This window comes from Hyphomicrobium nitrativorans NL23 (assembly GCF_000503895.1).
Classification (GTDB): Bacteria; Pseudomonadota; Alphaproteobacteria; order Rhizobiales; family Hyphomicrobiaceae; genus Hyphomicrobium_C; species Hyphomicrobium_C nitrativorans.
This window is the reverse complement of sequence record NC_022997.1, coordinates 1,892,613-1,918,613: the sequence shown is the minus strand read 5'-3', so window position 1 is coordinate 1,918,613 and position 26,001 is coordinate 1,892,613. Positions and strand designations below refer to the sequence as shown.

The following is a 26,001-nucleotide window of genomic DNA, read 5'->3' as shown; positions in this document are numbered from 1 at the left end:
CGTCGAAGACGCGATATTTTTCGCGGTAGAAGCTTCTCCTGGGTCCCGGCTCTGCGCTCGGCTCTCGCCTCGCTTGGCCAGGATGACACAATGGCGAGGGGCGGCCGCCCCTCCTACTCCGCCGCCTCGCGGTGGCTCGCCAGAACCTGATCGGCAAGCCGCCCGGTCAGCTCCGCCAGATGGTGGAACGAGGCCGTATACGTCCCGACCCCGGTCGTTGCCGAGCGCAGTTCCACGATCAGATCCTCGATCTCCGAGTCCGGAATGTGCGCGGACACGACATCCCATCCCGGCCAACCGGGGCGCGCGTCGAAGCCCAGGATCTGCCCGCGCCGCTGCGAGATCATGCCGTTGACGCGCGCGGTCGCCTCCGAAGGCACCGCGATGTCGACGGCCATCACGGGCTCCAGCAACACCGGCTGACACTTCGGCATTCCCTCGCTCATCGCGAGCCGCCCCGCCTGGCGAAACGCCATGTCGGAACTGTCCACCGTGTGAAACGAGCCGTCCTTCAGCGTCACGGCCACATCGACAACGGGAAAGCCGAGCGGCCCCGTCTTCATGTAGTCGGAGACGCCGATTTCCACCGACGGAATGAACTGCTTCGGCACCACGCCGCCCGTGATCGTGTCGTTGAACGTAAAGCCCGACCCGCGTGGCAACGGCGCGATGTCGATCAGGACATCGCCAAACTGCCCGTGCCCGCCGGACTGCTTCTTGTGCCGCCCCCGGATCTCGATCGGCTTTCGGATCGTCTCCTTGTACGGCACCTGCCGCTTCCGCCGCTCGACCACCACGCCGTATTTGCGCGCGAGCCGCTCGAACGCGACACGGAGGTGCATCTCGCCCTGCCCCTTGAGCAGCACCTGGTGCGTTTCGCCCGCGTGCTCCACCACGAGGGACGGATCTTCATCGACGAGTTTTCCGAGCGCGGCGGAAAGCTTCACCTCGTCCTTGCGGTCTTTGAGACCGATCCCGGATACGAGCACAGGCTCCGGCACATCCGGCGCGGCAATCGCGGCGACGCCGCCTTTCTCCGCCGAGATGGTATCGCCGGTCTTCACCCCGTCGAGACGGCCGAGCGCGACCAGATCTCCGGCGCGCGCTGCCGCCTTCTTGAGCGTCTCTTCGCCCTTAAGCCCGAACACGCCCGCCACGCGCTCTTCCACGGCTTCGCCCCCGGTGACGGTCGCCCCGTCCGGCACATCGCCCGAAAGAACGCGCGCAATCGAGAGCTTGCCGCCGTGCCCCGTGTGCAGCGTCTTGAGCACGTACGCCGCGCTTTTTGCGCCGTCCACGCCGAGCCGCTGCGCTGTGCTTTCGACGAACGGCACTTCATGCCGCAGCGCTTTCAACAGCCGTAAAATACCGTGGCCCCGCTCCGCGCTGCCGAGCAGAACCGGACAGATCAGCCCGTCGCTGAACTCGCGCACGAGGTCCGAGAACACGAGTTCCTTATCCGGTGCCACATCGGAGAGCAGTTGCTCCATCAGCGTATCGTCGTAGTCGGCAAGCTGCTCCAGCATGTGGAAGCGCGCTTCCTTCTCGCGGCTGAGATCGTTGGGCTTGATCTCGACCATCTCGGACGGTGCATCCTTGCGGAACAGAAACGCCCGTTCGAGAGCGAGATCGATGAAGCCTGTCGCAACGCCGTTCTCCCAGATCGGGATCTGGCGGAGCACGAGCGGCTTGGTGGAGGCCGGCTGCAACGCCGGCACGATGTCGCGAATGGGGGTTTCGCAGGCGTCGATCTTGTTGAGGAAGAGAATGTGCGGAATGCCCCGGTCCTCAAGCTGCTTGAGGATGACCTGCAGCGCGGGCACACGCTTGGGATCGGGCTCCGACACCACCACCGCCGCATCGCACGCGGTCAGCGCGAGCGCGCCTTCGTGCTGGAATTCGATGGAACCGGGACAGTCGATGAAGGTGAAACTATCGCCGAGGAACTCGGCATCCGCGATGTTGAGCTGAACGCTCATGCCATGGGCGCGGGCTTCGGGAGAGCCGTCGCCCACGGTGCTCTTATCGGCCACTCGACCGGCACGGGCCACGCCGCCCGTGCGGGCGAGAATGGCGTCGAGCAGCGTCGTCTTGCCGGAGAGAAACGGGCCGATCAGTGCAATGCAGCGGGTGCTGCGGCCCGAAGGAAGCCCTGAGCCGGCACCTTGTGTGCCTCTCGGGCCGTCGGATTGCCCCATGGTGTCCTCCTTCCCGCGTCCCGGACCGAGGTCCGGGTTCGCCGTTATGAGGCGCAGAGGAATGCGCGTCGCGCATCCCGCGCCTCACGAAGGAGCGCGACAGGCCGATGGTCGCCCCGGCCCGGCAAAGACGCAAGAGCCTTACGTGCGAAATCTTCGGATAAGGAGAAGCGCGTAGGCAGAATCACAGTGCGCACCAGGGCGGGCGAAACAGCCCTCCGGCAAGTTATTGCAACGCAATAAGTATTCGCAGCCGCAGAACCGAATTCGTGAAAAATGTTACGAAAAATTACTTGAACTAAGTCCATACTGGCCGCATCATGAAAGTGTTGTTTGAGGAGCGTAAAATGCCCTCCAGGCAGCAACCTGAGCAGGTCGAACCGGCAACCTTTTCAACAAGCCGGAAGAGGCAAGGGCTAGGCGAAGAGCGAAGGGATCCAATGGCATGGAACCAGTTGGCCTGATGCAGCGCTTAACCTCCAGGAGGAAGCCTCAGATGAGTAAAGAGTCACTCAGTAAATCACTGGAAAAAGCGGCCGACGCTGCGGGCTATGCCATGGCAGCGACCGAATCCGACTTGATCGAGTGGACGGTTCTCCAGCCCGAAGTGGCCCTGCGCAATGGCCACGTGACCGCCGCGAACCGCAAGAAGCGGATGTCGCTTCCGTTTGCGCGCTTCGAGCACTGGATCGAACAGATCCTCTCACTGCCGGAATTCGGCCGCGCCCACGCTCCGCGCCTTCTTCTGCCGAGCCGCTGACGCGGCGTCAGCAGACCGCGTACAACCGCAAGGGTCTGAGCCGCCTCAGGCCCTTGTTGCGTGATGAAACGATCGAGTTCGCCCACCGATCCGCACCGCTGCTTACGTATTTTCCGCGCACCCCCGCGCGTTGACACCTCCCCCAACCGATGAGAGCTTTTTTCGACGGAATGGATGCAGTCCGTCCGTCCGCGTGTCAGCTCTTACGCAGATCATGAGGGGACCAACTTATGCGCCGTGCTTTCCCGTTGCTCGCTGCCATCGTTCTCGGCGCAACCGCCGTCGCAGCGCAGAACATCGCCCCGATCAAGGAGCGCAAGGCCCACTTCGACGAGATGGGCGATGCCGTGAAGCCCGTCGGCGCCATGTTCAAGGGTGAGCAAGCCTTCGAGTTGGCGGCCGTGCAATCCGCACTCACGGTCATCCGCGAAAAGACCGCCGTTCTGCCGGACCTCTTCCCTGAGGATTCGAAGGAAGGCGAAGAAACGCGCGCGCTCCCCGCGATCTGGAACGACAAAGAGGACTTCAACAACCGCTTCAAGAAACTCGCGGACGCAGCCCAAGCTGCCGAGCCCGCCATCACCGACGAAGCGAGCTTCAAGACGGCATGGAAGGATCTCGTCGGCAACTGTAGCGGCTGCCACAAGAACTATCGTAAACCGAAGGAGTGAGACGGCGCGGGAGCGATGCGATGACCGAGACCGCCCGCGCACATGCCAGCGTTCCAGCCTGGGATCTGCCCACCCGCGCCTTCCACTGGACGCTCCTTGCGCTCATCGTTTGGGCATGGGTGAGCGTCAGCTTCGCCGAAGCGCTCGGCGACACGACGCTCGTCTACCACCGCGCCAACGGCCTCGCGATCCTCACGCTCATCATCTGGCGCATTCTGTGGGGCTTCGCCGGTTCCTCCACCTCGCGCTTCGCAGGCTTCGTGCAGGGTCCGGTCACGGTTGCGTCCTATGCGAGCGCGCTTCTTCGCGGCCGCGCCGCGCGCTATCTCGGGCACAACCCGATGGGCGGGCTTATGGTGCTGGCGCTGCTCGCAACCGTCGCGACCATCGGCAGCCTCGGCCTCTTCGCCGTGGACGACAACGATCTCGTCGGCGGGCCGCTGTATCGCCTCGTCGGCGAAAGCCAGAACGTCCGCCTCACACGGCTGCACGATCAGGTCTTTTACAATGCGCTGCTGCCGCTCGTGATGCTGCACATCGCGGTCAATTCGCTTTACACGCTGGTCAAGAAAGACCCGCTGATCCAGGCGATGGTGACGGGCCGCAAACCGGCGATGGAATACGCCGACGCCCCGCGCGCCGGGCTCGCTTCGGTGGGACGCGCCCTGATCGTGCTCGCGATTGCAGCGACCATCGTCCTCGGCGGCATTCTCGCCCTCGGCGGCAGCCTCAGGCTTTGAGGGGTGCCATTTCCGGGGAACACCCATCCCCTCAAACCGCAAAGTGTCTGGTTCCCGCCCTTCGGCGGGATGACGGTGGAGGGTGGGTGACTGGCCCTGTCCCATAGCACCGTCATCCCGGCGCAGGCCGGGATCCAGACAGGCTTCCGCGATGGGGCGGCCTACTTGAGATTCCCGCAGAAGCGCTGAATGCGCGCGCAGGCGTCCGTCAACGCTTCGGTCGACGTCGCATACGAGATGCGGAACGCGGGCGATCCTTCGAACGCGGCGCCGTGCACCACCGCAACGCCTTCGTCCTCCAAAAGCGCCGTCACGAAATCCTCGTCCGTCGCAATCGTCTTGCCCGTGGGCGTCGTCTTGCCGATCGCACCTGCACAACTCGGATAGACGTAGAACGCGCCCTCGGGCTTCGGGCAATTGAGCCCCGACGCCTGGTTCAACATGCTCACCACGAGATCGCGGCGGGCAACGAACACCTTGTTGTTCGCGGCGATGAAGTCCTGCGGGCCGTTGAGCGCCTCGACGCCCGCCCACTGCGTAATCGAACACGGGTTCGATGTCGACTGCGACTGCAGCTTGCCCATCGCCTTGATCAGCGGCTCGGGACCCGCCGCATAGCCAAGCCGCCAGCCGGTCATGCAATACGCTTTCGACAAACCGTTCATGGTCAGCGTGCGATCGTAAAGCCGCGGCTCAACCTGCGCCGGTGTGAAGAAGCGAAGCCCGTCGTAGAGCAGGTGCTCGTACATATCGTCGGTCAGCACCCACACGTGGCTGTTCTTCGGCTGAAGCAGCACGTCCGTCAGCGCCTTGAGGTCCGCCTCCGAGTACGCCGCACCCGTCGGGTTCGACGGCGAGTTGAGGATCAGCCACTTCGTGGCCGGCGTGATCGCACGGTCGAGCGCCTCGGCCTTGAGGCGATAGCCGTCCTCGGGCTTCGTCGGCACGAACACCGGCTTGCCGCCGCCGAGCAGCACGATGTCGGCGTACGACACCCAGCACGGCGCCGGGATCACGACCTCGTCGCCCGGGTTCAGCGTCGCGAGCAACGCGTTGTAGAGAACCTGTTTGCCGCCCGTGCCCACCGTCACCTGGCTCGTCTTGTAGTCGAGACCGTTGTCGCGCTTGAACTTGGCCACGATCGCAGCCTTGAGCTCGGGGATGCCGTCCACGTCGGTGTACTTGGTCTTGCCGTCCTTCAGCGCCTGGATAGCGGCGAGCTTGATATTGTCCGGCGTATCGAAATCGGGCTCGCCCGCCGAAAGCGAAATGATGTCCCGGCCCTCGGCCTTGAGCTGGCGCGCCTTCATGGAGACGGCGATGGTGGCGGACGGTTGAATGCGGTTCAGGCTGTCGGCAAAAAAGCCCATCTCTGGCGTCTTTCGTTTGCGGTTGAGGGCGCAGATGGCGCCGCAAAATCCAATATTGCGCCGCATCACGCCCTTGAGAAGCGGCGGGGACGCTACGCCGCGGTGTGCGGAAGTCAATACGCCTCTCGTCCAGTATTTATGTTTACCCGATCTTACCGTGTGACGTCTAAGGCACAGGGATCGACGAGAGAGGGCCTGTCTCGGGAATAGCTCGGCTTTGCCACAATCCGAGCAAACCCCAGCCACAGCGGGAGATTGTCTTACTCGCGATCACACCGGCTGGAATCGCAGCCAGAGAGGAGACCTCCCACCGATGACGCGCATCAGACTGACATCCGCGCAACGCAAGCACCTGCCGGACCTCGTCGCGGGGTTCGCAATCGTGGCGCTTCTGCTGGCGCTGATCGGTTGGCACATCGGCATCGTCCTCGGCATCGACGGCTCCGTCGTAGCAGGTGTGGACTGGAACGCCTCCATGGTCCTCCTGGCGGGCGCCTTCATCGCCATGACCGTGTTCAATATGGCCTTCTTCCGCCATCTGAGCCGCGTCCGCGCGCAGGACCGCAAGCGCATCACCAGTCTCCGCGCCCGGCAATCCAGCCGCCGGCTCGGCTCGTAAAAGGGAAAACGCCGCAAAATCGCCCCGTGCAGGGCGTAAATCCCAGTATTGTGAACCTTACACGCACGATAAGCATTGTAGGCAGACACCGAAAAAGTACAGAATTGCGTAGGATAGAGACTGCCAGAGGGCTGCAATCATGATGCTTCGCCGCTTCGCTCTCACCTCCACACCGGCCGCCCGCTCTGGCGCGATTCTGGCCCTTTGCGCGTTGGCAGGGGCAGGCGTCATCGCCTCGGCAAATACGGAAGCCGTCGTCGCAAAGCGCTTTACCGTCGCGTTGGAAGCCCCGTCGCAGCAGACATCGCCGTCCGAAACGGCATCGAACCGCACGCTCGTATCCGGAACGGAAGCCTATTGGCTGTCGGAACGTCAGCGCCTCGACAGCGACGGCGTATCCGTGGAGCCCGCAGCCTGGTCCGGTCCGATGGCTCCCGGCCTTACGGTCGGCGACCGCTTCACTCTGCCCGGCGGCAAGGCCGAGCGCGTCCTCCAGGTCGTCGCCATCGCCGACATCGAGCCCACGCCCGGAACGCTCCAGAGTACGCTCCAGACAGGCACCGCCGCGCCCGGACGGCAGATCGCCATCACCTGCCGCGATTTGACGGCGCCGGACGGCCACACGCATCTCGTGACGTTCGTCGTCCCCGCCGGCACCGCACTCGCCTCTCAAAAGCAGCCGCCGCAGACACTCTAACGCTCTCGGGAGACATCTCTCGCGTTCGGCGCAACCGTTCCGGCGGCGGTTTCGTCTTTGTGGCCGCGAAAGCCCACGCTCGTCGTCCCTGCGCGCCGCGGCGTCTCTCCCGTTGCGCGGATCGGCCGTGCCCCTATGATGGCGCCGCGGGCATCGGGGAGCGGCGCCCGCCACACAGCGCATGACGGCTCACGCGTGAAGCCGAGGGAGTTCGCGGAATGAGGCTCAATCCCCCCACAATCCTGATCTTCCTGATCTCGTTCGTGCTCGCGACGCTGGCGCTCATCACCAAGCTCGGCTTTGTGCCGGTGCCGCGCTACCTGCCCCACCAGGAATTCTGGCTGGCCATCATCGCCTATCTCACGCTGATGATCGGCAATCTTGTACGCGGCCTCTGACGGTCTGTCGTCCCGGCCCAAAAGCTTCGAAGACACAAAAAACGGCTGCACAGCAGCCCGGGAGCAAGGCGACCCGGCGCCAGTGCGCCGGCCATCCACAGACATCCCATCCCTTATCCGAAGTTTCTCGCAACTTGCGTACGAAACAAGAAAACCCTTACCAAGCGAGCGGCTTGCGATCCCGGAAAAAGCCGCCGGTCGGCCCATCTTCCGGCAAGGTCGCGAGCCACACCGCCGTATCGGCACCTTCCTCGACGGTGCGCTCCGCATTGGCCCCGCCCATATCGGTTCTCACCCAGCCGGGGCACATGGAATTCACCTTGATGTCGCCCGGACCGATCTCGGACGCCGTGAGCCGTGTCAACGCGTTGAGCGCGGTCTTGGACATCCGATAGGCCGGATACCCGCTCCCCATCTCCGCAAGCTGCCCGGCGATGGACGACACGTTGACGATCCGCCCGTAGTCTTGCTCCCGCATCAGCGGTAAGGCAGCCTGGATCAGCCGGATCGGACCGAGCAGGTTGGTTTCCATCGTGCGCCGCACGGTGTCGGACTTGAGATCGAAAAAGCTGGCGTTGAAACCGCCCGGCTCGTCGATCAGGATCGCCGCGTTGTTGACCAGGATGTCGAGGCGCCCGTAGAGCCGCTTCACGTCCGCGACGGCCTCAGCCGCACTGTCCTCCCGGTCCACGTCGAGCGCCACCACCGGCACCTCAAGCCCTTCGGATTGCAGCTTCTCCGCAGCCTTCGCACCGTCCTCAGGATCGCGTGCGCCTATCACAGCCAGCACGCCGAGGCGAGCGAGCTGCCGCACGATTTCGAACCCGATGCCTCTATTCGCGCCCGATACGAGTGCGGTCCGAGTGGCAGTCATCGATATCTCCTTGCGCGCAAATCACGATGCGCCGAGAAACTTTAGCCAAATCCCCGCGCCGCGCAACGCGGCTTGCGCCTGTCGGACAGGCGGGGCGCAATCCTCGCATCCACATAATCTTGAAACACAAAAAGGCCGCCCGAGGATGGGGCGGCCTTCTCAGTCTTGCCGACTGAACCCTTCGTGTGCGCTCAGCGCCCCGGCGGATAGAGCCAGGACGGACCGACCGACCCGCCGCGCGTGGGCTGGGCAGCCAAGCCGTTATTGAACGAGCTGGGCGAGAAGTCGAAGCTGCTGCTCGACATCGACTCGCCGACAGGCGGCATCAGAGAACTCCCATCCATGTCGAGAAAACCCGTCGCCGGCCCCGCGTTGGACTTTGCCTGCGCCCCGCCGGATTGCATGGCCCCATGGTTCTCCACCTGGAAGGCGAGCGCCGCATGGGGCGCAACCGCAACCATGGCGCCCAGCGCCGCCGCAAAAAGGACCTGTCTTGTTGCCGTCTGCTTCATTGCCAACCCACCGCAATTCTCTGGCTTTGGATCCAAGATGATATCTGAATCGGGACATTCAAAGGGCAATCCTAGCATCTCCCTCGCGAATCGACCGCAATTCCAGAGCCTGTGGCGCAGACGCCACGCCGCTCAACGGCCTCGGCCGCGCGAACCGTCCGTCGGGCAGTAATCGATCGCCGCGGGCGTCCCGGCAAGCAGGCGGCACACCTCGTCTTTCCGGGCGAGGTTCGCCCTGAGCTGCGCACCCGTCACCTTCATCCCGCGTTTCCGGCCGGCCTCGGCCAGATACTCGTCGTTGCAGTATGGCGTAGAAATCCAGCCGCCGTCTTTCGTAGCCTGGAATCCGTCCTTGCAGACGATCCGAGCCTCGGCCCCACTCCAAAAGCTCGCGAACAGCACGGCAGCCCCTGCGATAGCCAGACGTTGGAACATGGCGGTCCTCCTGTCTGAGCAAAGTGGGAGAAGAGTTGCCTGCGCACAAGTCCCACCCTTCCCTCTGCGGGCCCGGCACGCCATATTCCCGCGATGGCCTCTCCTCCGAAGAAACCCGCAGCCGCTAAGGCGCCGCGCCCCTCGCGCGGGCGCTCCGGCAAGCCTGCCGCGCCGCCAGTCGAAACCGAAGCCGGAACGCCGGGTTTCGGGGAAGCGCCGCAAGCCGCCTTTACGGCCTCCGGTCCGCTGGGCGCGTTCGCGCCCGCCTACTTTGCCGAACAAGCCCGTCAAGACGCCGAAGCGAAGGCCGCAAAGCCTGAACTGCCCGCCCTGCGCCAAAGTGGACCGCTCCCGCCGCGCGCCGCCGCTGGCGAAAGCCTCGGCGACAGCCTGAACGCTATTCTCACGCGCCCCAACGAGCGCACCGACCGCGCCCGCGAAATCCTCGCACGCCAGCCGATGATCGCGGCGCACCCGCTCGTCTCCGGCGACATGCCGATGTTCATGCCGCATCGTCCCGAGCGCCCCGAGAAAAGCGAAGGCGGCGTCGCGTTCCAGCTCGTGTCCGAATTCGAACCCCGAGGCGACCAGCCGACAGCCATCGCCGAACTCGTGAAAGGCGTGCGCGACCGCGAGCAGACGCAGGTGCTGCTCGGCGTCACCGGCTCCGGAAAGACGTTCACGATGGCTCAGGTCATTGCCGAGACCCAGCGTCCGGCGCTCGTGCTCGCACCGAACAAGACGCTCGCGGCCCAGCTCTACGGCGAGATGAAGAGCTTCTTCCCCGACAACGCCGTCGAATACTTCGTCTCCTACTACGACTACTACCAGCCTGAGGCTTATGTCCCGCGCACGGACACCTACATCGAAAAAGAAGCCGACATCAACGAGCAGATCGACCGCATGCGCCACGCGGCGACGCGTGCGCTGCTCGAACGCGACGACGTGATCATCGTCGCCTCCGTCTCCTGCATTTACGGTATCGGCTCCGTCGAGACCTACACGGCCATGACGTTCGCGGTGAAGGTGGGCGAGCGCCTCTCGCGCGACCAACTCCTCGCCGATCTCGTCGCCCTGCATTACAAGCGCAACGACGCGGCCTTCGTGCGCGGCAGTTTCCGCGCCCGCGGCGACACGGTGGAGGTGTTCCCGGCGCACTACGAGGACCGCGCCTGGCGCATCTCGCTGTTCGGCGACGAGGTGGAAAGCATCGTCGAGTTCGATCCTCTCACAGGACAAAAGACGGACGATCTCGCGCTCGTGAAGTTCTACGCCAACTCGCACTACGTGACGCCGAAGCCGACGCTGCAACAGGCCATCAAGAGCATCAAGACCGAGCTCAAGCAGCGCCTCAACGAGTTGTACGACACCGGCAAACTGCTCGAAGCCCAGCGCCTGGAACAGCGCACCGTCTTCGACATGGAAATGATGGAAGCGACCGGCTCCTGCGCCGGCATCGAGAACTACTCGCGCTATCTTACCGGCCGCAACCCCGGCGATCCGCCGCCGACGCTGTTCGAATACCTGCCCGACAACGCGCTCGTGTTCGTGGACGAAAGCCACGTCACCGTCCCGCAGATCGGCGGCATGTTCCGCGGCGACTACCGGCGGAAGGCGACGCTTGCGGAATACGGATTCCGTTTGCCCTCCTGCATGGACAATCGTCCTCTGCGGTTCGAGGAATGGGACGCGATGCGCCCGCAGACCGTCGCCGTGTCCGCGACACCGGGCGGCTGGGAGATGAACGAGACCGGCGGCGCCTTTGCCGAGCAGGTCATCCGCCCCACCGGCCTCATCGACCCCGTGGTCGAAGTCCGCCCCGCAAAGAGCCAGGTCGACGATCTGCTCGACGAGGTGCGTCAGGTGGCCAAGAAGGGCTACCGCGCACTCGTCACCACGCTCACCAAGCGCATGGCCGAGGATCTTACCGAATACATGCACGAGGCGGGCATCCGCGTGCGCTACATGCACTCCGACATCGAGACGCTGGAGCGCATCGAGATCATCCGCGATCTGCGCCTCGGCGCATTCGACGTGCTGATCGGCATCAACCTTCTGCGCGAGGGCCTCGACATTCCCGAATGCGCCCTCGTCGCCATTCTGGATGCCGACAAGGAAGGCTTCCTCAGAAGCGAAACCTCGCTCGTGCAGACCATCGGCCGCGCCGCGCGCAACGTGGACGGCCGCGTGATCCTCTACGCGGACACGATCACCGGCTCCATGGAGCGCGCCATGGCCGAGACGGACCGGCGCCGCGAGAAGCAGGTCGCCTACAACGTCGAGCACGGCATCACACCTGCAAGCATCAAACGCAACATCGCCGACGTTCTATCGTCCGTTTACGAGCAGGATCACGTGACGGTCGATACAGGCCTCGCCGACAGCCCGGCCGTGGGGCACAACCTCGCGGCCGTGATCGCAGACATGGAGCGGCGCATGAAGGATGCCGCCGCCGATCTCGAATTCGAAACGGCCGCGCGCCTGCGCGACGAGATCAAGCGCCTGCGCGAGACGGAACTCGCGATCTCCGACGACCCGCTCGCGCGCCAGTCCTCGATCGAGGATCAGGCAGGCAGTTTCAAAGGCGAACGCAAATACGGCGCGAAGGCCAACATGCCCGCGACCGGCAAGCGCCGGGGTTCCCCCCCTCCCAACCTCCCCCACAAGGGGGGGAGGAGCACCGGAGCAGTCCGACGCTCGACGAAATTCACCTCCCCCTGGTGGGGAGGGGTCAGGGGTGGGGGGAACCCCGGCGTCGCGGATTTCGCAGGAGTACGAGCCCGTGCAGCCGACCTACGCCCAATCCTCGACCCAACCCTCGTCGCGCGTCCGCAAACCCTCGCTCGACGACATGGGCCCCGGCACGGATCGCCCATTGCCTCGCCGCGAAGCGGCAAGCGGCCAAGCGGCCGCCGGGCCCGAGGGCCGCCCTCGCGGAGGGCCAGGCGCATTAGCGCCGTCACGGCCCGTGAGCGGAAAAGATGTGGACCCGCGGACCAAAGCCGGCGCATTCGGTGAGAACGTCCGCGGCCCGCACAAGCCGACCCTCGACGAAATGGGGCCGCACGCCTCGCTGCCGGTGAAGCAGAAGGCAGGCCCGCTCCCCAAGAAACCGGATCTCACGGCCAAGCCATCACGCACCGTCGAGATCGAGACGCCAACCGAGCAGAAACGCCGCAAAGGCCGCTCGCGCAAAACCGGCCGGCCGGGGGCTTAGGTATCGCCGTCGCGGCCGTTGCGTCACGCCGCGACAGCGACATCGCCGCGCCGCACCAACCGCTCCCACAGCATCAGCGCATAAAGCACCAGCACGCACGCGATAATCAGCTCTTCGAGTTCGCTGTGCCGGATCGCGAGCAGCCAATGGTCGCCGCCGGCTCCGCCCGAGGCAAGATGCCGGATGCCCTTGGTGGCGAACACCAGCGCCGCCGGGAACATCAGCCGGCGGTCCGGCCAAAGCACGGGCGGCACCACGCTTTGCAGCAAGCGCACCGGATATCGCCAGCCGAGCGGCACCAGAATGCACGCCACGATCAGCCACGCATTCACGATGCCGCGCGGCAGACGGTTGAACAGCAGCGGCCACGTGTTGTGGAGGTTCCCCTCGTTCTCGTGGTTGTGTTCGAGGAAGTAATCGGGCGGCGTCCAGCCGAGATAATGCTGTCCCCAATTCAGGTCCTCCCCAGCGAAGAAGATCATCGCCGCGATGAACAGCCCGAGCCAGACCTTGAGCTGCCATTCGAGAGGCTGCGCGGCGCGCACAAGGATCAGCGCCACGATCACGGCCGCCGACAGCGTGAGCGCGCCCGTCACGCTTTCGCGGATGCTGGTGTGCGAATCGAGGACGATGCGCTTCAGCTCGCCGCCCATGTACCCAGCCGCCAACGCTGCCCCGAGCAGCATGACCGGCGCGCCGATATGCAAGAACCAAAATCCGAACGAACGATGCCGCCAGTAACGAACCTCAGACCCGACGTCAGCCATACTCTCTCCATTGCCGCGGCAAGACGCTACGGAAGGCAACCGGCCATCGAGACCGCGAAGCCACGCGTCGCAAGCGTCATCGTTTCACGAAACCGACAAAATGATGCATCGGCCCGCCCGCCGCGTCACGTCAAAATTCGGGCCCTCGATCGGCATTCCCACACGCGAAGCATCTTGACGGGGCGGCCCGCGCCGCAGACGGTGGCGCCGTTCACATATCTTTCGGACGGACATAAAGGGGGAAACGGCATGGGCAGGTTCGGACGCGTCTTTTTCACCGGCCTTTTGGCCGCCCTTCCGCTGATGCTCACTATTTTTGTGACCGTCTGGCTGCTTTCCCTCGTCAATCAGTATTTCGGTCCGGGCAGCGGCTTCGGCCGCTTTCTCACGTCCCTCGGCTTCGGCGTCGGAACCTCCGAGATCGCCCCGTATCTAATCGGCCTCGCCCTGATCGGCACCGCCATCTACGCGCTCGGTCTGCTCGTACACTCTCGTCTCGGCAACTGGGTCGCCACCCTGTTCGACCGCCTCATCCGCCGCATCCCGCTCGTGTCGAACGTCTACGATCTGTCGAACCGCTTCGTCTCCATCGTCGATACCAAGAACGGCGACAGCCTGAAGAGCATGAGCCCAGCCTGGTGCTATTTCGGCGGCAAGCCCGGCGCCGCCGTGCTCGCGCTTCTTCCGTCGAAAACCCCGATCCAAATCGGCGGCACGACCTACTTGCCCGTTCTGGTGCCGTCCGCGCCGGTGCCCTTCGGCGGCGCGCTGATTTACGTACCCGAGACCTGGGTCGAACTGGCCGACTTGAAGATCGACGACCTGATGAGCGTCTACGTCTCGATGGGCCTTACGCCACCGACAGCAAGCCCAGCGGCAATCGCCGCGACATCTGGGACCTGAACACGTCCCTACCGCTCTTCCGGCGTGAGGAGACCGATCGCCTACGACCTGTAGGCCAGACGCAGCCCGCCCCAGTGCCGCTCTTTCACGACGATGGGCGCGGAAACGTCGACCATGGGCACGTACGTGTTGCCCATGTCGCGCATATACGTCTGCACGAGAAAACGCTTGCGGTTTGTGCCCGCCCCGAGCCCGACGCGGTCGTTGAACATGCGCCGGTTGCGGCAATGGGCGGCGTTCCAAACAGGGTCGGCACCCTGGGGCTTCGAGAATTGGCTGTTATGCGTCGGCAGATACCCGTTCACATCGACCGGCGCGCAGAACACGACGCGCGCGTCGAACGCCAGCGCCTCGTCGATGATCGGCGTCACGATGCGATCGAACGCCTCCGCATAGACCGTCGTGAACTGCTGGGGATTGGAATTGGCGATCGCCTTGTAATCGCGGTCGAACAGCATCTCGGGCCTGAGCAGACCTCGATCGAGCGCGTCTTCGAGAGCCCGCGCAACGGTCGCGGCCCGCCCGATCACCTCGAAAACGAAGGGCGCATCCGCCGTCTCTACGCCGGACTCGACGCTGGTCGTGATCAGAACCTCGCCTGACACCTGCAATTCGCCCACACGCCCTTCCACACGCCCGATGTCGGCAGCAGACAGCCGAAGCCCCTCGATCACACGCTCCACACCCGCAAGGAGCGACTGGCTGCGCGTATCGATGGCCGCCGCAGCCGCTTGAATATCGGACGCCTGCCCAAGCAGATTACCCACGGTCTTCTCGATGGAATCGATCGTCCCGGAAATGGATGAAGCGCTCGCGTCCACGGACTGCGCCAACTCCGCGCTCTCGCTCCCCTTCTCGATCAGAAGGTTTGCCTTACTCGCGAGATCCCCGACCGTGGACGTGATCTCCTTCGTCGCCTGCGCCGTCTGACCGGCCAGCGCCTTCACCTCCGCGGCGACAACGGCGAATCCGCGTCCGGCCTGGCCCGCGCGCGCAGCTTCGATCGTTGCGTTGAGCGCCAGCAGGTCCGTCTGCCGCGTGATCATCTCGATCCCAGCGGCGACTTGGGAGACCTTTCCCAGCGCCTCCTGCAGCACATGCAAAAGATCGCGTTGTTCGGAGACGGTCCGCACAAGAGCCTGAATGGTGTCGAGTGCGCCGCGCACGGCCGTTGCGGATTGAGAGATGTCGTCGTTGGCGCGCTGCGCCACGTCGAGACTGGCGTGCGCGCCCTCGGCGATACGCTCGTTTTCGGCGCTGAGGGCCCGCATTTCCCCGCCGATGCCCTGCATCTCGGCGCTCTGGGCCTGGACCCGGTTTCCAAGTTCCTTGACGGTGCAGGCGACATCGATGATCTGGTGCCCGACGCCGGTCGCCTCTTGCGCAAATCGCGCGACCACATCGGAAACGGCATCATCCGCAAGCCGGGAATGCGCGCCTGCTTCGGCATCGTTGCGTGCGGTCGAAATCGTCCGATTCTGCATCATGCAAAGGAGATAGCCGATTCGAACGACTACGGAACATCGCCGGACCTGCGACTTTAGGCAAACTCCTGCCGGCGCCAGCGCCGGAACCCTCCTGTGGGCCGACTGGTTTTCTCTGTGTCCCGGAGAGCTCGAAAGGAGACCCCTATGCCCAAGATATCGAAAGCGAAAATTCTGATCCTCGCCACCGACGGCTTCGAGCAGTCGGAACTCGAAGTCCCGCGCGACAAGCTGAAAGACGCAGGCGCGTTGGTGCACGTGGTAGCGCCGAAATCGCGTCAGGACAAAGAGACGATCAAAGGCTGGAAAGGCAAGGATTGGGGCAAGCCCGTCAAGGTCGACCGCGATCTCCCGGATGCCTCGGAATCCTTCTACGACGCGCTCGTTCTCCCAGGCGGCCAGATCAATCCCGATCTGCTGCGCGGCGACGAGGAAGCGCTCGCCCTGATCAAATCCTTCCTCAGTTCCGGCAAGCCCGTGGCCGCGATCTGCCATGCGCCCTGGCTGCTGATCGAAGCCAATGCCGTGCGCGGACGCAAGGCGACCGGCTACAAGACCATCAAGACCGACCTGATCAACGCGGGCGTCGATTGGCGCGACGAGCCGGTCGTCACCGACCAGGGCATCGTCACGAGCCGCAACCCCGACGACCTCGACGCCTTCGTCGCGAAGATCATCGAGGAGGTCGAGGAAGGAAAGCACGACCGCGCGGAACTTGCGGCCTAGACCATGATCGCTTCAGGCCCTATCAGCCTGAAGCGTGAATCATCGGTCTAACTCAAGAGACCATGATCGCTTCAGGCCCTATCAGCCTGAAGCGTGAATCATCGGTCTAACTCAAGAGACCATGATCGCTTCAGGCCCTATCAGCCTGAAGCGTGAATCATCGGTCTCACGAAAGAAATAGGGCGTGATCCCGATTCAATCGAAACCGATCACGACCTATCCCAGCCTCGCTGAGGCCATGCCCAACCGTCCACCGGACCTGAAAGCACCCGCCGCAAGGCGGGTGCTTGCCGCCATGCGCGCAAGGGAACCGGCACCGCTCGCGCGCAGTTGAGTTGGGTTCGGATCAATCCTCCTGTATCTCTACGGACGCGAGCCGCGTGCCCGAATGGGAGAAGATCGCACGTCGAAAACCTCGCGAAATCCCGTGCACGCGCAAACGCCGGAGACCTACGGCATGTCAGGCCCCATCGGTTTCGTTCTCACGCTCCAGAAGCTCTATCCGTTCTGGAATACGGCCGAACAGATCAAGGCCAAGCAGGAAGAACGTCTGCGCGCGCTGCTGCGCCATGCCGTAACGCACTCGCCATACTATCAACGGCGTTTCGCGAGGATCGACATCGAGCGCTGCCCCGTCACCGATCTCCCGACCCTGACCAAGACGGAGATGATGGAGAACTACGACGATCTCGTCACCGACCGGCGCCTGAAGAAGGCCGACCTCGGCGCGTTCGTCGACGATCCGAAAAACCTCGGCCGCTATTACCTCGGCCGCTACGGCGTCAGCCACACGTCCGGAAGCCAGGGCCAACCCGCACTCATCGTGCAGGACCGCGAAGCGCTCGCGCTGGTGTTCGCGGTCCAGTTCGCGCGCGGCACGAAGCTCAAGCGCCGCTTCCTTCCGCATCTCGGGCGCGTCCTCAATCCGGCCCGCATGGCCGTTCTCACCATCAAGCCCGGCTTCTACCCGAGCGCCGCCGCCTTTGCGTATCTTCCGGGCTACCTGCGCCCCGTGTTCAAGCTCATGCCGATCTCGGTGTCGAACTCGATTGCGGAGAACAATCGCAAGCTTGAGGCTTTCCGCCCGCACTATCTCACCGGCTACGCGAGCGCACTCGAAGCGTTCGGCCGCGAGCAGGAAGCCGGGCGCCTGCGCCTCAAGGAACTCGGCTGCCTGACCCAGATCACGAATGTCGCCGAACCGCTTTCCATCGATAAGGGCAACTGGCTGGAAGAGGTCTTCGGCGCATCCGTCGGAGACGAATACGCGATGGGCGAATGTCTGGTGCTGTCGTCCGGCTGCACGGCAGGGCGCGGCGCGCACGTCAACGCCGATCTCGCCATCCTCGAAGTCGTCGATGAGAACAATCGTCCCGTGCCGCCCGGCACCGAAGGCAGCAAGGTGCTCGTCACCAATCTTTACAATCGCGTCCAGCCGATAATCCGCTACGAGGTGGACGACCGCGTGACGATGGGAACGGCGCCGTGCGGTTGCGGCAGCGTGCTCCCCTACATCGCGAGCATCAGCGGCCGCAGCAAGGACCTGCTCTGGATCGAAACCGGCGGCGAGAAGCGCGAGCTTCCGTATTATGTCTTCCTGACCGGCCTGCATCACGTCCGCGATCTCGCCGAACATCAGATCGTGCAAACCGGACCGCGCAATTTCCTGATCCGCGCCGTGCCGCAGAACGGCCGCACCGTCGATGCCTCGCGCATCCGCCAGCTCGTGCAGGACTCCGCTCAGGCCGAAGGCTTGGCAGGCGCGTTCGACTTCGATGTCGAGATCCTGACCGAACTGCCGCGCGGCCCGTCCGGAAAGATCATGCGCGTCAAGAACGAGTACGCGACCATGGTCAACTCCTGAGGGCCCGAACGAGCAGGCCGGCGGCGGCCGCGTCGAGGATCGCCCGGCAATACGCGCAAACCGACGGCGATCTGAAACGCGATCGATCGCTCAGATTTTGACCGCGCGTTCCAAGGCTGCGAGATCCACCTTCTGCATTTGCATCATGGCGCTCATCATGCCCGCCTGCTGCGCCGCCGTCCCTCGCGCCATCACATCCGGCACGCCGGACCAATTGATCTGCCAGGAAAGACCAAAACGATCTTTCACCCAGCCGCACGGCTGCGCCGTTCCATCTTCGCTCAACGCGCTCCAAAGCCGGTCGATCTCGGCCTGCGTGTCGCATCCGACGAACAGCGATGCGGCCTCGCTGAGCTTGAATGTCGGCCCGCCGTTAAGGGCCGCGAACTGTTGCCCGAAAAGTTCGAAGCCGACCACCAGCGCCGTGCCTTCCGGCAACGGCGCGCCTTTCCCATAGCGGCTCACGCTCGTGATGCGCGCATCGTCGAACAAAGAAACGTAAAAATTCGCCGCCTCTTCGGCGTTGTCGTCGAACCAAAAGTAGGGCGTGATTTTTTGAAACATCGGCATGACGGAACAATCTCCTGCGGTCGTCGATCCCGGTCTGGCGGTGGCGTGCACGCTACATATCCCAGGAACGCACAGCCCCCGCCAATCCCGACAGCGAAGAGGAAGATTTTCGACACGCGGCGACATGGCGTGTGATTGCCGCACTGCAACAGAAAATTTGGCGCGCGAAGTTCATCCGGTGTTCAGCCTCCAGATGCTTGTCTCGTCACACCCGTGGCCCACATCCACGGAACGCACGCCGAACCCAACGATGTGTCGAGGAGTGAACAATGCGCTTCAAAGCTCTTGCCATCGCCGCCGCCGTCGCGGTCGGTGCAGCCCTGTCTCCCCAGATCGCAACAGCCGCCGCCCTTCCCGGCGGCGCCGGAAAAGCAGTCCAATCTCACGCGACCGAAAGCTCCGTGAAGCAGGATGTGCATCGCAGGGGACGCCACTGGCGTCACCGCCATTTCCGGCATCGCCACATGCATCGCCCGCGCATCCATAGCCGTTGCGCACACGTCCGCCGCGATTGCGCCCGCCGCTTCGGTTGGGGCTCGCGCAGCCAGTATCGCTGCGTCGTCCGCCGCGGCTGTTGATCGAAAATCCTGAATGCAACGAGCGTCGCTCGAAGCGGCGCGACGATATACGCCCCCAACGAAGACAGCCGCGGTGGCCACCGCGGCTGTCATTCTAAAGAACTACGTTTTACGAATGAAACCGGCGTTACTGAACCATCACCCGCGTGCCGTCGGAACTCATGGCTTCCCCGCCCGTGAGTTCTCCGCAGCTCTCGCCGAGATACTTTCCAGTCTGCGTGATGGTGCGCTTGACGGCGACCGACTGGCCGCGATGGTCGCCAGACGTCGTGCTCTCGATCTTCACCAGAAGCGCGCTCTGGAAGTCGCCGCTCATTTCCGTCCGCCCCTCGACATTGCGCGTATCGAACTTGCACGCCATGTCGACCACGGTCTTATCGCCTTCGCGGGCGATGTTGTATTTCGTGCACGCCTGCTTGTGCTCGATCAGGCTCGCGATCACCGTGTTGCGTTCCATCTCGGCATCGACGCACATGGTGAGCGTCCGGTCGACGGGCCCCTGGCCCTCGTCCATCGTCGTGGTGAGTTCCCACAACCCCGCCTTGCGCTCGGGCAGGCTCACCGCCTCGGCGAACGCCACGCCGCCAAGAACGCAAACACCGGCAAACCCCGCAAGCGCGAAGCCAACTGCGCCGAACCGCATGACCAAATCCTCCCGGTCGAATTACAACGTTATAGTGTTTCTTTTGCCGAACATAACCGCGCCGCGGGCCCGTGCAAGCAAAGACTTTGGATCTTGTCCTCCGAACGCGGGAACAGCTTGCATATCCGCCGTCAGAAGTCCGCATCCGCGCACGCCGGAAGGTCCCCACGGAGAGCCGGCCGGGAAATGCGCGCGGAACCGATCATAAAAAACAACGTTTCCAAACAGATAGAGATGCGGGGGTGAACGGATCGGTTGCGTCCCGTCCGCGGCTTGCGGTAAGCACGACATCGCTCGCTAGACCATGATCGCTTCGGACCCTATCAGTTCGAAGCGTGAATCATCGGTCTAATCAAAAAGTTAGAGCGTGATTTCGGTTCGATAGAACCAGTCGCGCTCGAATCCCATCCTGAGACACAAGCGACGGTGTGGCTTGGCTACCACCGTTAATTTTAGCGCCGATGATAAGAGTGTTTTGGGAAGACGGGACCATACTGGCGCGAATAGGCCGGACATCAGATTGGAGAGGCTCTAACGTGACACGTACCCGTTTCGCCGTTCTTTCCGCTGCAGCCCTCGCACTCGCTGCGGGCGCGGCACCGGCCGCGAGCAGCTCCGGCACCTTCAACGCGCTCCATGGCGCATGGACGGGGTCGGGCAGCGTCCGTCTGGAGAACGGCACGACCCAGCGTATCAGGTGCCGCGGCTATTACACGGCCCGCTCTGGCGGCGCAGCGCTCGGCATGGCGATCAATTGCTCGAACTCCGCAAACTTCAAGATTCACATGCGCGCGAACCTCACGAGTTCTGGCAACCAGATCAACGGTTCGTGGGAAGAGCGCGAGTTCAATCAGACCGGCAGCGTCAACGGGCGCGCATCCGGAAACGGCTTCAACCTGTCGTTCAGCGGAGCCATTTCGGGATCCATGGCCGTGTCGCTCTCGGGCTCCCGCCAGACCGTAAACATCTCGACGGGCGGCCCGGGCTTTACCGGCGTCAACATGCAGTTTGCAAAAAGCGGCTGAACGATAAACGCCTGAGCGCGGCAATCGCGGCCTCGCGCGGCAAGGAGACGAACAGACGATGACACGCTTCATCACACGCGCTGTGTTGGCGCTCGCCTTGATCGCCGGAGCCGCTCCGGTTGCCGTCGTTTCGAGCTTCGAGGCGGAAGCGGGCGGCTGGCGTTGGCTCGAACCGCGGCCCGAAGCCGATATCGCCGTAGCGAGAAGCCGCTTCGGAAACGGCACGGTCTCGGGCCCCGTGCGGGGAACACGCGTCGGCTATGAGGTAAGAAAGCCGAACGGCACATGGATCGCCTGCCGGACAAGCTGCTCGGAGACGCTGCGCGTCGAGACCGTCGATTTGCACGAAAACCTCGACGGCACCCCGTTGGGGATGGGCACTCTGGCCCAGGAATGCGGCATCTTCGGTTGCCTCGATCTGCACCTCGGACGCGGACGCTGACGCGCCCCTCGTCCGTCACGCGCAGCTTTAGATCAGAAACGGGTTCGACCGCCGCTCGGCTCCGATCGAGCTGACCGGCCCGTGTCCCGGAATGAACGCGTAGTCGTCATCGAGCGGCAGCAGCTTGGTCTTGATCGCGCCGATCAGCGCCTCGTGGTCGCCGTAGGGGAAATCCGTACGGCCGATGGAACCCTGAAACAGCACATCTCCCATCAGGATGATGCGTTGCGCGTGGTTCACCAGAACCACCGACCCCGGCGAATGCCCTGGACAATGCAGCACATCGAAGCTGTGCCCGCCGACGGTGACCGTCTCCCCCTCGTCCAGCCACCGATCCGGCGTCACGGGCTTTGCGGGAAAGCCATAGGCCTCGCCCTGCTTCGCGAGATTGTCGAGCAGGAAACGGTCTGCCGGATGCGGTCCCTCGACCGGCACACCGAGGATCTTGCGCAAATCGTCCGCGCCGCCCGCGTGATCGATATGCCCGTGCGTCAGGATGATCTTCTCCACCTTGACCCCGACCTCGCGGATCGCCTCCTCGATCCGGTCCAAGTCGCCGCCGGGATCGACGACCGCCCCCACCATGCTTTCGCTGTCCCACAGAAGCGTGGAATTCTGCTGGAACGGAGTGACGACGACGATGGCCGCCTTGAAGCCTTTGTTTTCGGGCGGAGGTGTGGTCATGCGCGCGCTACCTATACGGTTCGATTTCGCATCCGTTTAAAAGGTTTTGGCCCGCCCGGCCAGACCGGGCGAGACCGGGCGGGCTGCCCGCTGCCCATGGCAAGCCCGCGGAACCCCGTGCGGACCGGATTCCCGGGAAAACGCCCGCTCCGAGAGCCGGAAAGCCACACGTGCCCCAAAAACACCTCCGTCAGGAATAAGGTTGGGCGCACTTCGTTGTATCCAACAGTCGCGGAGAGGGGACCGTGGTGGATGAAATCCGTTCGCGGATGATCGAGCTATTGCCGCGTCTGCGAAGATTTGCATTCGCCTTGACCGGCAATAAAGACAAGGCAGACGATCTCGTACAGGACACGTGCGAGCGCGCGCTCGCGCACCTGGACCAATGGAAGCCTGGAACGAGCCTCGATAGTTGGATGTATCGTATCGCGCAGAACATCTGGGTCGATCATCACCGCAGCCGCAAAAGCCACGGCGGCGAGAACACACTGGACGAAGTCGAAAATCTGATGGGCCAGGACGGCCGCAACGTAACCGAGAGCCGCCTCACGCTGGCGGCCGTCACGGAAGGCATCGCGCGTCTTCCCGCCGAGCAGAAGGTTCTGGTTGCGATGGTCTGTGTCGAAGGCATTTCCTACAAGGAAGCCGCCGGCATCCTCGGCATTCCGATCGGAACCGTCATGAGCCGCTTATCGCGCGCACGCCAGACACTTTACGCCTCGCTCATCGAGGCGCCGCAGCGGGCCGCCGAACCCGTCGCCGCGCGTGCCGCATCCCGGGAGCGCTGATATGGGGCAAGTCACGGACGAAATTCTGATGGCCTATGCCGACGGCGAACTCTCCGCCGAGGAAACGGAAGCCCTCGAAGCGCTGCTGAACCGCGACGCGACGTTGCGCATGAGGCTCGCGCCTTTCGTCGTCACGCGCCGCGAAATCGCCAGCACGTATGAGCCGACACTCGACGAACAGGTGCCGGAGCATCTCGTGGCCGCCATTTTGCGAGCGCCCGCACCGGCCCGCGATCGAACGCCGGTCGCGTCTACGAGTGAAAACTGGCTCAATCGCGCCCTCACCGCAATCGGATCGACGCTCTTCCCCCACGGCGCCTCGCTCGCCACCGCCGCGAGCGTCGCCGTCCTGGTGACGGCCGGCGCTCTCGGTGGCTGGCTCGCCAACCAGTCCGCCCCATCGGAAGAAGCCGGACTGATCGAGACCCACGGCTCCGGCCTCACGGCCAGCGGCGCACTCGCGCGCGCACTCGAAAGCACGCCGAGCGGAACCGCATCGGCCGCCGACGCAAATGGCGCGGCCATCGTCCCCGTGATGTCCTTCCACCAGGCCGACAGCGACGGCATCTGCCGCGAATATCGCGTGCGGAACACGGCGGCGGGCGAGCCCGATTACGCGGGCCTCGCATGCCGCGCAGACGATGGCGTGTGGCGCGTCGCCGTCCATGTGGAGACACCCAAGGCGGCAACCGCTCAAACCGAAACCGGCAACACTTACCAGACCGCGACGGGCCCGAATGCGCCCGCCGTGGATGCCGTGGCCGATACGTTGATCTCAGGTCACGCGCTTGGACGCGACGAAGAAAAGGCACTGCTCGAAAACGGATGGCGGCCCGCCTCCAGTTGAGCATCGAGCCCAGTTGAGCATCGAGCCGAGCGGATCGGGTCGTCAATTCGAACCGCCGGCCGCACCTGCACGGATCACCGTCAGCGGCGCCCTCGTCCCGGCTTCGAGCACGCGGGCATCGAGCATCGGCAACGATGATGCCGGTGGCACGCCGGCAATGGCCTCTCCACCCTGAGGGCGGCAGGCATCGGGCGCGAGCGCGAGCCCCGCGCCATAGATGGGATCGCGCCCCGGCGGTCCCAGATCGCGCACGGCGAGATCGCCGAGCAGCGCGACACCCGCCCCCTCCACCGCCGCGTTGTATGGCAGACGCCCCCCGGCGCGGGCCGCCGCGATTGCGGTCACGAACGGTGCCGAAAACGACGTCCCGCTTCGCGCACCCTGCTGCGCGCCGGGCAGCGCAAGCAGAATATCGACGCCGGGAGCCGACACATCGATGTAGTCGCCGCGATTGGCGTGCCGATAGCCCTCGCCGTCGCGGTTCACAGCCGTCACGGCGATCACGTCGGGGTAGGCAGCCGGATAGCTCGGTGCCGCGGCAGGCCCCATGTTTCCCGCCGCCGCAACGAACAGAACGCCCTTCTTCCGCATGGCCGAAATCGCCTGCGCGACCGCTGCGTCCTCCGGCCCCGAGAAACTCATGTTGACGATGTCGACGCCTTCCGCATCCAGCCATGCGAGCGCGGCGAGAACCCGAACCGTATCCGTCGACGCATTGCCGTCCGCATCGCTGAGAAACGCAGCCGCAAGCAGGAACGTCGCCTCCGGCAACAGCCCCGGCGTTCCGCTCGACGGGTCGCCGGCAAGCACCGAGAGTACCGCCGTCCCGTGCCAATCCGACGGCGACGGGGCCTGCCCGCCGAGGAATACGCCCTGCTCGGACGTGATGTGCCGGAGCGCGGGATGCGTAAGATCGAACGACGTATCGATGATCCCGACGCGAACGTCCCGCGCGCACGTGCCGAGCGCGGCACGCCACGCGATGAGGTCGGGACCGAAGCATGCCTCCGCAGGACATGGCCCCGGCACGGCCGGACCCATGCGATTCCGCTCGATCACCGTCCGCGCGTCCGCGCTTGTCTCGTCCGCTGGCTCCGGGACGATAGTGTAGATCTCGTTCGGCATCGCAGAGACGGACGGCAGGATCGTCCGCAACGCGGTCGCGGCGACATCGCGCGATGCACCTGGCAGCCGCAGGCGCGTAACCTCCTGGCCGGGCCGAATCACGGTCGGCGCGCTTGCAACGAACCCGCGAAGCTTCGCGATTTCGAGATCGGCCAGAGAAAGATCCGTCACGAACAGCTCTGCGCCATCCGCCTTTGCGAACGGATCGGCCGCAGCCTCGGCCTGGCGCTCCCGCCCCGCGAGCGGAAGCTCGAACGTCTTCACTGCATGCCCGTCGGCGGACGCCGCAACGTGCGCGGCGCTCACAGCCTCCGTGGCACGGCCGCTAAGCGGGTGCGCGCCAATCTGGAACTGGGACGTCTGGAACTGGGACGTCTGGAGCTGAGACGCCTGCCGCTGAAAATCTTCGAGCCAACGCACGCGCCCGTCAGCCACCGCGACCTCCGGAACGACAAGGAAAGCGGCCATGGCCGCGCCGACCGCGCCCGAGGTCCCGAACAGCCGCCCCATAGCGCCCGGCGACGGTCCGCGCCGGGCCATCAAAGTGGCCCGCCCGGCAATCGCTGAATGAAAGGTCGTTCAAACATCCCGGCTGATACCCCCTGTGGAGAGATTGCGTGAATCTGTCGGCCGAAAAAAGGCAAAACGCCTGATGCAAAGACGACCGTCACAGCCGCGGGAAAAGCAAGACCGAGGAAAGGCCGCGACCTCGATTAACCCGCAATCAACCGTACCTGAGAGAAGACGCGCAAAGCAGGCGAATATCGCGACACGCGCTTTTGCGCAAAGACAGATTTTAAGACCGTATTGCTACGCTTCTTCTAGAAAGAGGGAGTGTCGACTTATGAACATTCGCGTGAAAACGGACGCGTTGCCCGCCGAAAACGGACACAAGAAGTTCGATCGCGTTTTGGCCGCCCTTGGCCTGCAAGCCGCGATGCCGAAAGCCGCCACGAGCATCCCCGGCGACCACTGGGTCGCCTCATGGCGCTTCTGCCAGAACTGAGCCCGCCGGAACGCAAACAAGGCGCTCGAAACGAACGCCTTGCTTGAAGTTCCCCCGG

At 64.2% G+C, this 26,001-nt stretch carries 28 protein-coding genes; 17 read left to right on the top strand and 11 right to left on the bottom strand.

Annotation, left to right across the window (positions count from 1 at the left end; translation table 11 throughout):
- Positions 1–113 precede the first annotated feature (113 nt).
- Positions 114–2,198: an elongation factor G gene (locus W911_RS08925; protein ID WP_023787216.1), complete on the bottom strand. Its 2,085-nt coding sequence runs from the start codon at positions 2,196–2,198 to the stop codon at positions 114–116.
- Between the two features lie 496 nt (positions 2,199–2,694).
- Between W911_RS08925 and W911_RS08920 the strand changes: the two genes are divergently transcribed.
- The 3 genes from W911_RS08920 to W911_RS08910 all read left to right on the top strand — a co-directional run bounded on the left by W911_RS08920 (position 2,695) and on the right by W911_RS08910 (position 4,369).
- Positions 2,695–2,958 carry a hypothetical protein gene (locus W911_RS08920; RefSeq protein ID WP_144083569.1) on the top strand — a complete coding sequence of 88 codons (264 nt, stop codon included), beginning with the start codon at positions 2,695–2,697 and terminating at the stop codon, positions 2,956–2,958.
- 230 nt (positions 2,959–3,188) lie between these two features.
- The gene (locus W911_RS08915) at positions 3,189–3,629 is read left to right on the top strand and encodes a c-type cytochrome (protein ID WP_023787214.1); all 441 of its coding nucleotides are present in this window, start codon (positions 3,189–3,191) and stop codon (positions 3,627–3,629) included.
- 20 nt (positions 3,630–3,649) lie between these two features.
- Positions 3,650–4,369 (top strand): cytochrome b/b6 domain-containing protein, encoded by a 720-nt coding sequence (locus tag W911_RS08910; RefSeq protein ID WP_023787213.1) that lies wholly within the window; start codon positions 3,650–3,652, stop codon positions 4,367–4,369.
- A 161-nt stretch (positions 4,370–4,530) separates the two neighbouring features.
- Here W911_RS08910 and W911_RS08905 read toward each other — a convergent pair whose 3' ends face one another.
- Positions 4,531–5,739 carry a pyridoxal phosphate-dependent aminotransferase gene (locus W911_RS08905; RefSeq protein WP_023787212.1) on the bottom strand — a complete coding sequence of 403 codons (1,209 nt, stop codon included), beginning with the start codon at positions 5,737–5,739 and terminating at the stop codon, positions 4,531–4,533.
- Positions 5,740–6,052: 313 nt separating this feature from the next.
- Between W911_RS08905 and W911_RS08900 the strand changes: the two genes are divergently transcribed.
- From W911_RS08900 to W911_RS08890, 3 genes are all read left to right on the top strand, one after another.
- Complete coding sequence (locus W911_RS08900; protein ID WP_023787211.1) at positions 6,053–6,358, top strand: hypothetical protein; 306 nt, start codon at positions 6,053–6,055, stop codon at positions 6,356–6,358.
- A 139-nt stretch (positions 6,359–6,497) separates the two neighbouring features.
- Positions 6,498–7,055 carry a hypothetical protein gene (locus tag W911_RS08895; protein ID WP_023787210.1) on the top strand — a complete coding sequence of 186 codons (558 nt, stop codon included), beginning with the start codon at positions 6,498–6,500 and terminating at the stop codon, positions 7,053–7,055.
- A gap of 218 nt (positions 7,056–7,273) precedes the next feature.
- Positions 7,274–7,453, top strand: a complete 180-nt coding sequence (locus W911_RS08890; protein ID WP_023787209.1) for a hypothetical protein — start codon at positions 7,274–7,276, stop codon at positions 7,451–7,453.
- Between the two features lie 157 nt (positions 7,454–7,610).
- Here the strand turns inward: W911_RS08890 and W911_RS08885 are convergent, their stop codons facing one another.
- From W911_RS08885 to W911_RS08875, 3 genes are all read right to left on the bottom strand, one after another.
- Entirely contained in the window at positions 7,611–8,327 is a 717-nt protein-coding gene (locus W911_RS08885) for an SDR family oxidoreductase (RefSeq protein WP_023787208.1), read from the bottom strand.
- A gap of 191 nt (positions 8,328–8,518) precedes the next feature.
- The gene (locus tag W911_RS08880) at positions 8,519–8,839 is read right to left on the bottom strand and encodes a hypothetical protein (protein ID WP_023787207.1); all 321 of its coding nucleotides are present in this window, start codon (positions 8,837–8,839) and stop codon (positions 8,519–8,521) included.
- A gap of 132 nt (positions 8,840–8,971) precedes the next feature.
- Positions 8,972–9,274: a hypothetical protein gene (locus tag W911_RS08875; protein ID WP_023787206.1), complete on the bottom strand. Its 303-nt coding sequence runs from the start codon at positions 9,272–9,274 to the stop codon at positions 8,972–8,974.
- Between the two features lie 93 nt (positions 9,275–9,367).
- Here W911_RS08875 and uvrB point away from each other — a divergent pair, with 93 nt between their 5' ends.
- Positions 9,368–12,292, top strand: coding sequence for an excinuclease ABC subunit UvrB (uvrB, locus tag W911_RS08870; protein WP_244438481.1), 2,925 nt, complete (start codon positions 9,368–9,370; stop codon positions 12,290–12,292).
- Entirely contained in the window at positions 12,258–12,491 is a 234-nt protein-coding gene (locus W911_RS18475) for a hypothetical protein (RefSeq protein WP_041316432.1), read from the top strand. Before uvrB ends, W911_RS18475 begins: the two co-directional genes overlap by 35 nt.
- Positions 12,492–12,514: 23 nt before the next feature.
- Here the strand turns inward: W911_RS18475 and W911_RS08860 are convergent, their stop codons facing one another.
- Entirely contained in the window at positions 12,515–13,258 is a 744-nt protein-coding gene (locus W911_RS08860; protein WP_023787205.1) for a hypothetical protein, read from the bottom strand.
- Between the two features lie 249 nt (positions 13,259–13,507).
- Here W911_RS08860 and W911_RS08855 point away from each other — a divergent pair, with 249 nt between their 5' ends.
- Positions 13,508–14,161 carry a DUF502 domain-containing protein gene (locus W911_RS08855; protein ID WP_023787204.1) on the top strand — a complete coding sequence of 218 codons (654 nt, stop codon included), beginning with the start codon at positions 13,508–13,510 and terminating at the stop codon, positions 14,159–14,161.
- Between the two features lie 41 nt (positions 14,162–14,202).
- Here W911_RS08855 and W911_RS08850 read toward each other — a convergent pair whose 3' ends face one another.
- Positions 14,203–15,648 (bottom strand): methyl-accepting chemotaxis protein, encoded by a 1,446-nt coding sequence (locus tag W911_RS08850; protein WP_023787203.1) that lies wholly within the window; start codon positions 15,646–15,648, stop codon positions 14,203–14,205.
- Between the two features lie 144 nt (positions 15,649–15,792).
- On the opposite strand from W911_RS08850, the gene W911_RS08845 reads away from it, so the two are divergent.
- Positions 15,793–16,371 carry a type 1 glutamine amidotransferase domain-containing protein gene (locus W911_RS08845; protein ID WP_023787202.1) on the top strand — a complete coding sequence of 193 codons (579 nt, stop codon included), beginning with the start codon at positions 15,793–15,795 and terminating at the stop codon, positions 16,369–16,371.
- A gap of 457 nt (positions 16,372–16,828) precedes the next feature.
- Complete coding sequence (locus W911_RS08840) at positions 16,829–18,235, top strand: phenylacetate--CoA ligase family protein (RefSeq protein ID WP_041318164.1); 1,407 nt, start codon at positions 16,829–16,831, stop codon at positions 18,233–18,235.
- 90 nt (positions 18,236–18,325) lie between these two features.
- Here W911_RS08840 and W911_RS08835 read toward each other — a convergent pair whose 3' ends face one another.
- A complete protein-coding gene (locus W911_RS08835) occupies positions 18,326–18,931 on the bottom strand; it encodes a VOC family protein (protein ID WP_244438479.1) in 606 nt (201 codons plus the stop codon).
- Between the two features lie 143 nt (positions 18,932–19,074).
- Between W911_RS08835 and W911_RS08830 the strand changes: the two genes are divergently transcribed.
- On the top strand, positions 19,075–19,383 hold the full coding sequence (locus tag W911_RS08830) for a hypothetical protein (RefSeq protein ID WP_023787199.1): 309 nt from the start codon (positions 19,075–19,077) through the stop codon (positions 19,381–19,383).
- A gap of 127 nt (positions 19,384–19,510) precedes the next feature.
- Here the strand turns inward: W911_RS08830 and W911_RS17350 are convergent, their stop codons facing one another.
- Positions 19,511–20,026, bottom strand: coding sequence for a DUF3617 domain-containing protein (locus W911_RS17350; RefSeq protein WP_023787198.1), 516 nt, complete (start codon positions 20,024–20,026; stop codon positions 19,511–19,513).
- 536 nt (positions 20,027–20,562) lie between these two features.
- On the opposite strand from W911_RS17350, the gene W911_RS08820 reads away from it, so the two are divergent.
- Both W911_RS08820 and W911_RS08815 read left to right on the top strand, forming a co-directional pair.
- On the top strand, positions 20,563–21,051 hold the full coding sequence (locus W911_RS08820; RefSeq protein ID WP_023787197.1) for a hypothetical protein: 489 nt from the start codon (positions 20,563–20,565) through the stop codon (positions 21,049–21,051).
- A 58-nt stretch (positions 21,052–21,109) separates the two neighbouring features.
- A complete protein-coding gene (locus tag W911_RS08815) occupies positions 21,110–21,493 on the top strand; it encodes a hypothetical protein (RefSeq protein ID WP_023787196.1) in 384 nt (127 codons plus the stop codon).
- Positions 21,494–21,520: 27 nt separating this feature from the next.
- Here the strand turns inward: W911_RS08815 and W911_RS08810 are convergent, their stop codons facing one another.
- The gene (locus W911_RS08810; protein ID WP_023787195.1) at positions 21,521–22,177 is read right to left on the bottom strand and encodes an MBL fold metallo-hydrolase; all 657 of its coding nucleotides are present in this window, start codon (positions 22,175–22,177) and stop codon (positions 21,521–21,523) included.
- Between the two features lie 245 nt (positions 22,178–22,422).
- Between W911_RS08810 and W911_RS08805 the strand changes: the two genes are divergently transcribed.
- Positions 22,423–22,965, top strand: coding sequence for an RNA polymerase sigma factor (locus tag W911_RS08805; RefSeq protein WP_023787194.1), 543 nt, complete (start codon positions 22,423–22,425; stop codon positions 22,963–22,965).
- Between the two features lies 1 nt (position 22,966).
- Positions 22,967–23,812 carry an anti-sigma factor gene (locus W911_RS08800; RefSeq protein ID WP_023787193.1) on the top strand — a complete coding sequence of 282 codons (846 nt, stop codon included), beginning with the start codon at positions 22,967–22,969 and terminating at the stop codon, positions 23,810–23,812.
- A 42-nt stretch (positions 23,813–23,854) separates the two neighbouring features.
- Here the strand turns inward: W911_RS08800 and W911_RS17345 are convergent, their stop codons facing one another.
- On the bottom strand, positions 23,855–25,477 hold the full coding sequence (locus tag W911_RS17345) for a S8 family serine peptidase (RefSeq protein WP_081717688.1): 1,623 nt from the start codon (positions 25,475–25,477) through the stop codon (positions 23,855–23,857).
- Between the two features lie 304 nt (positions 25,478–25,781).
- Between W911_RS17345 and W911_RS18360 the strand changes: the two genes are divergently transcribed.
- Positions 25,782–25,943, top strand: a complete 162-nt coding sequence (locus tag W911_RS18360) for a hypothetical protein (RefSeq protein WP_023787191.1) — start codon at positions 25,782–25,784, stop codon at positions 25,941–25,943.
- Positions 25,944–26,001: the final 58 nt, after the last annotated feature.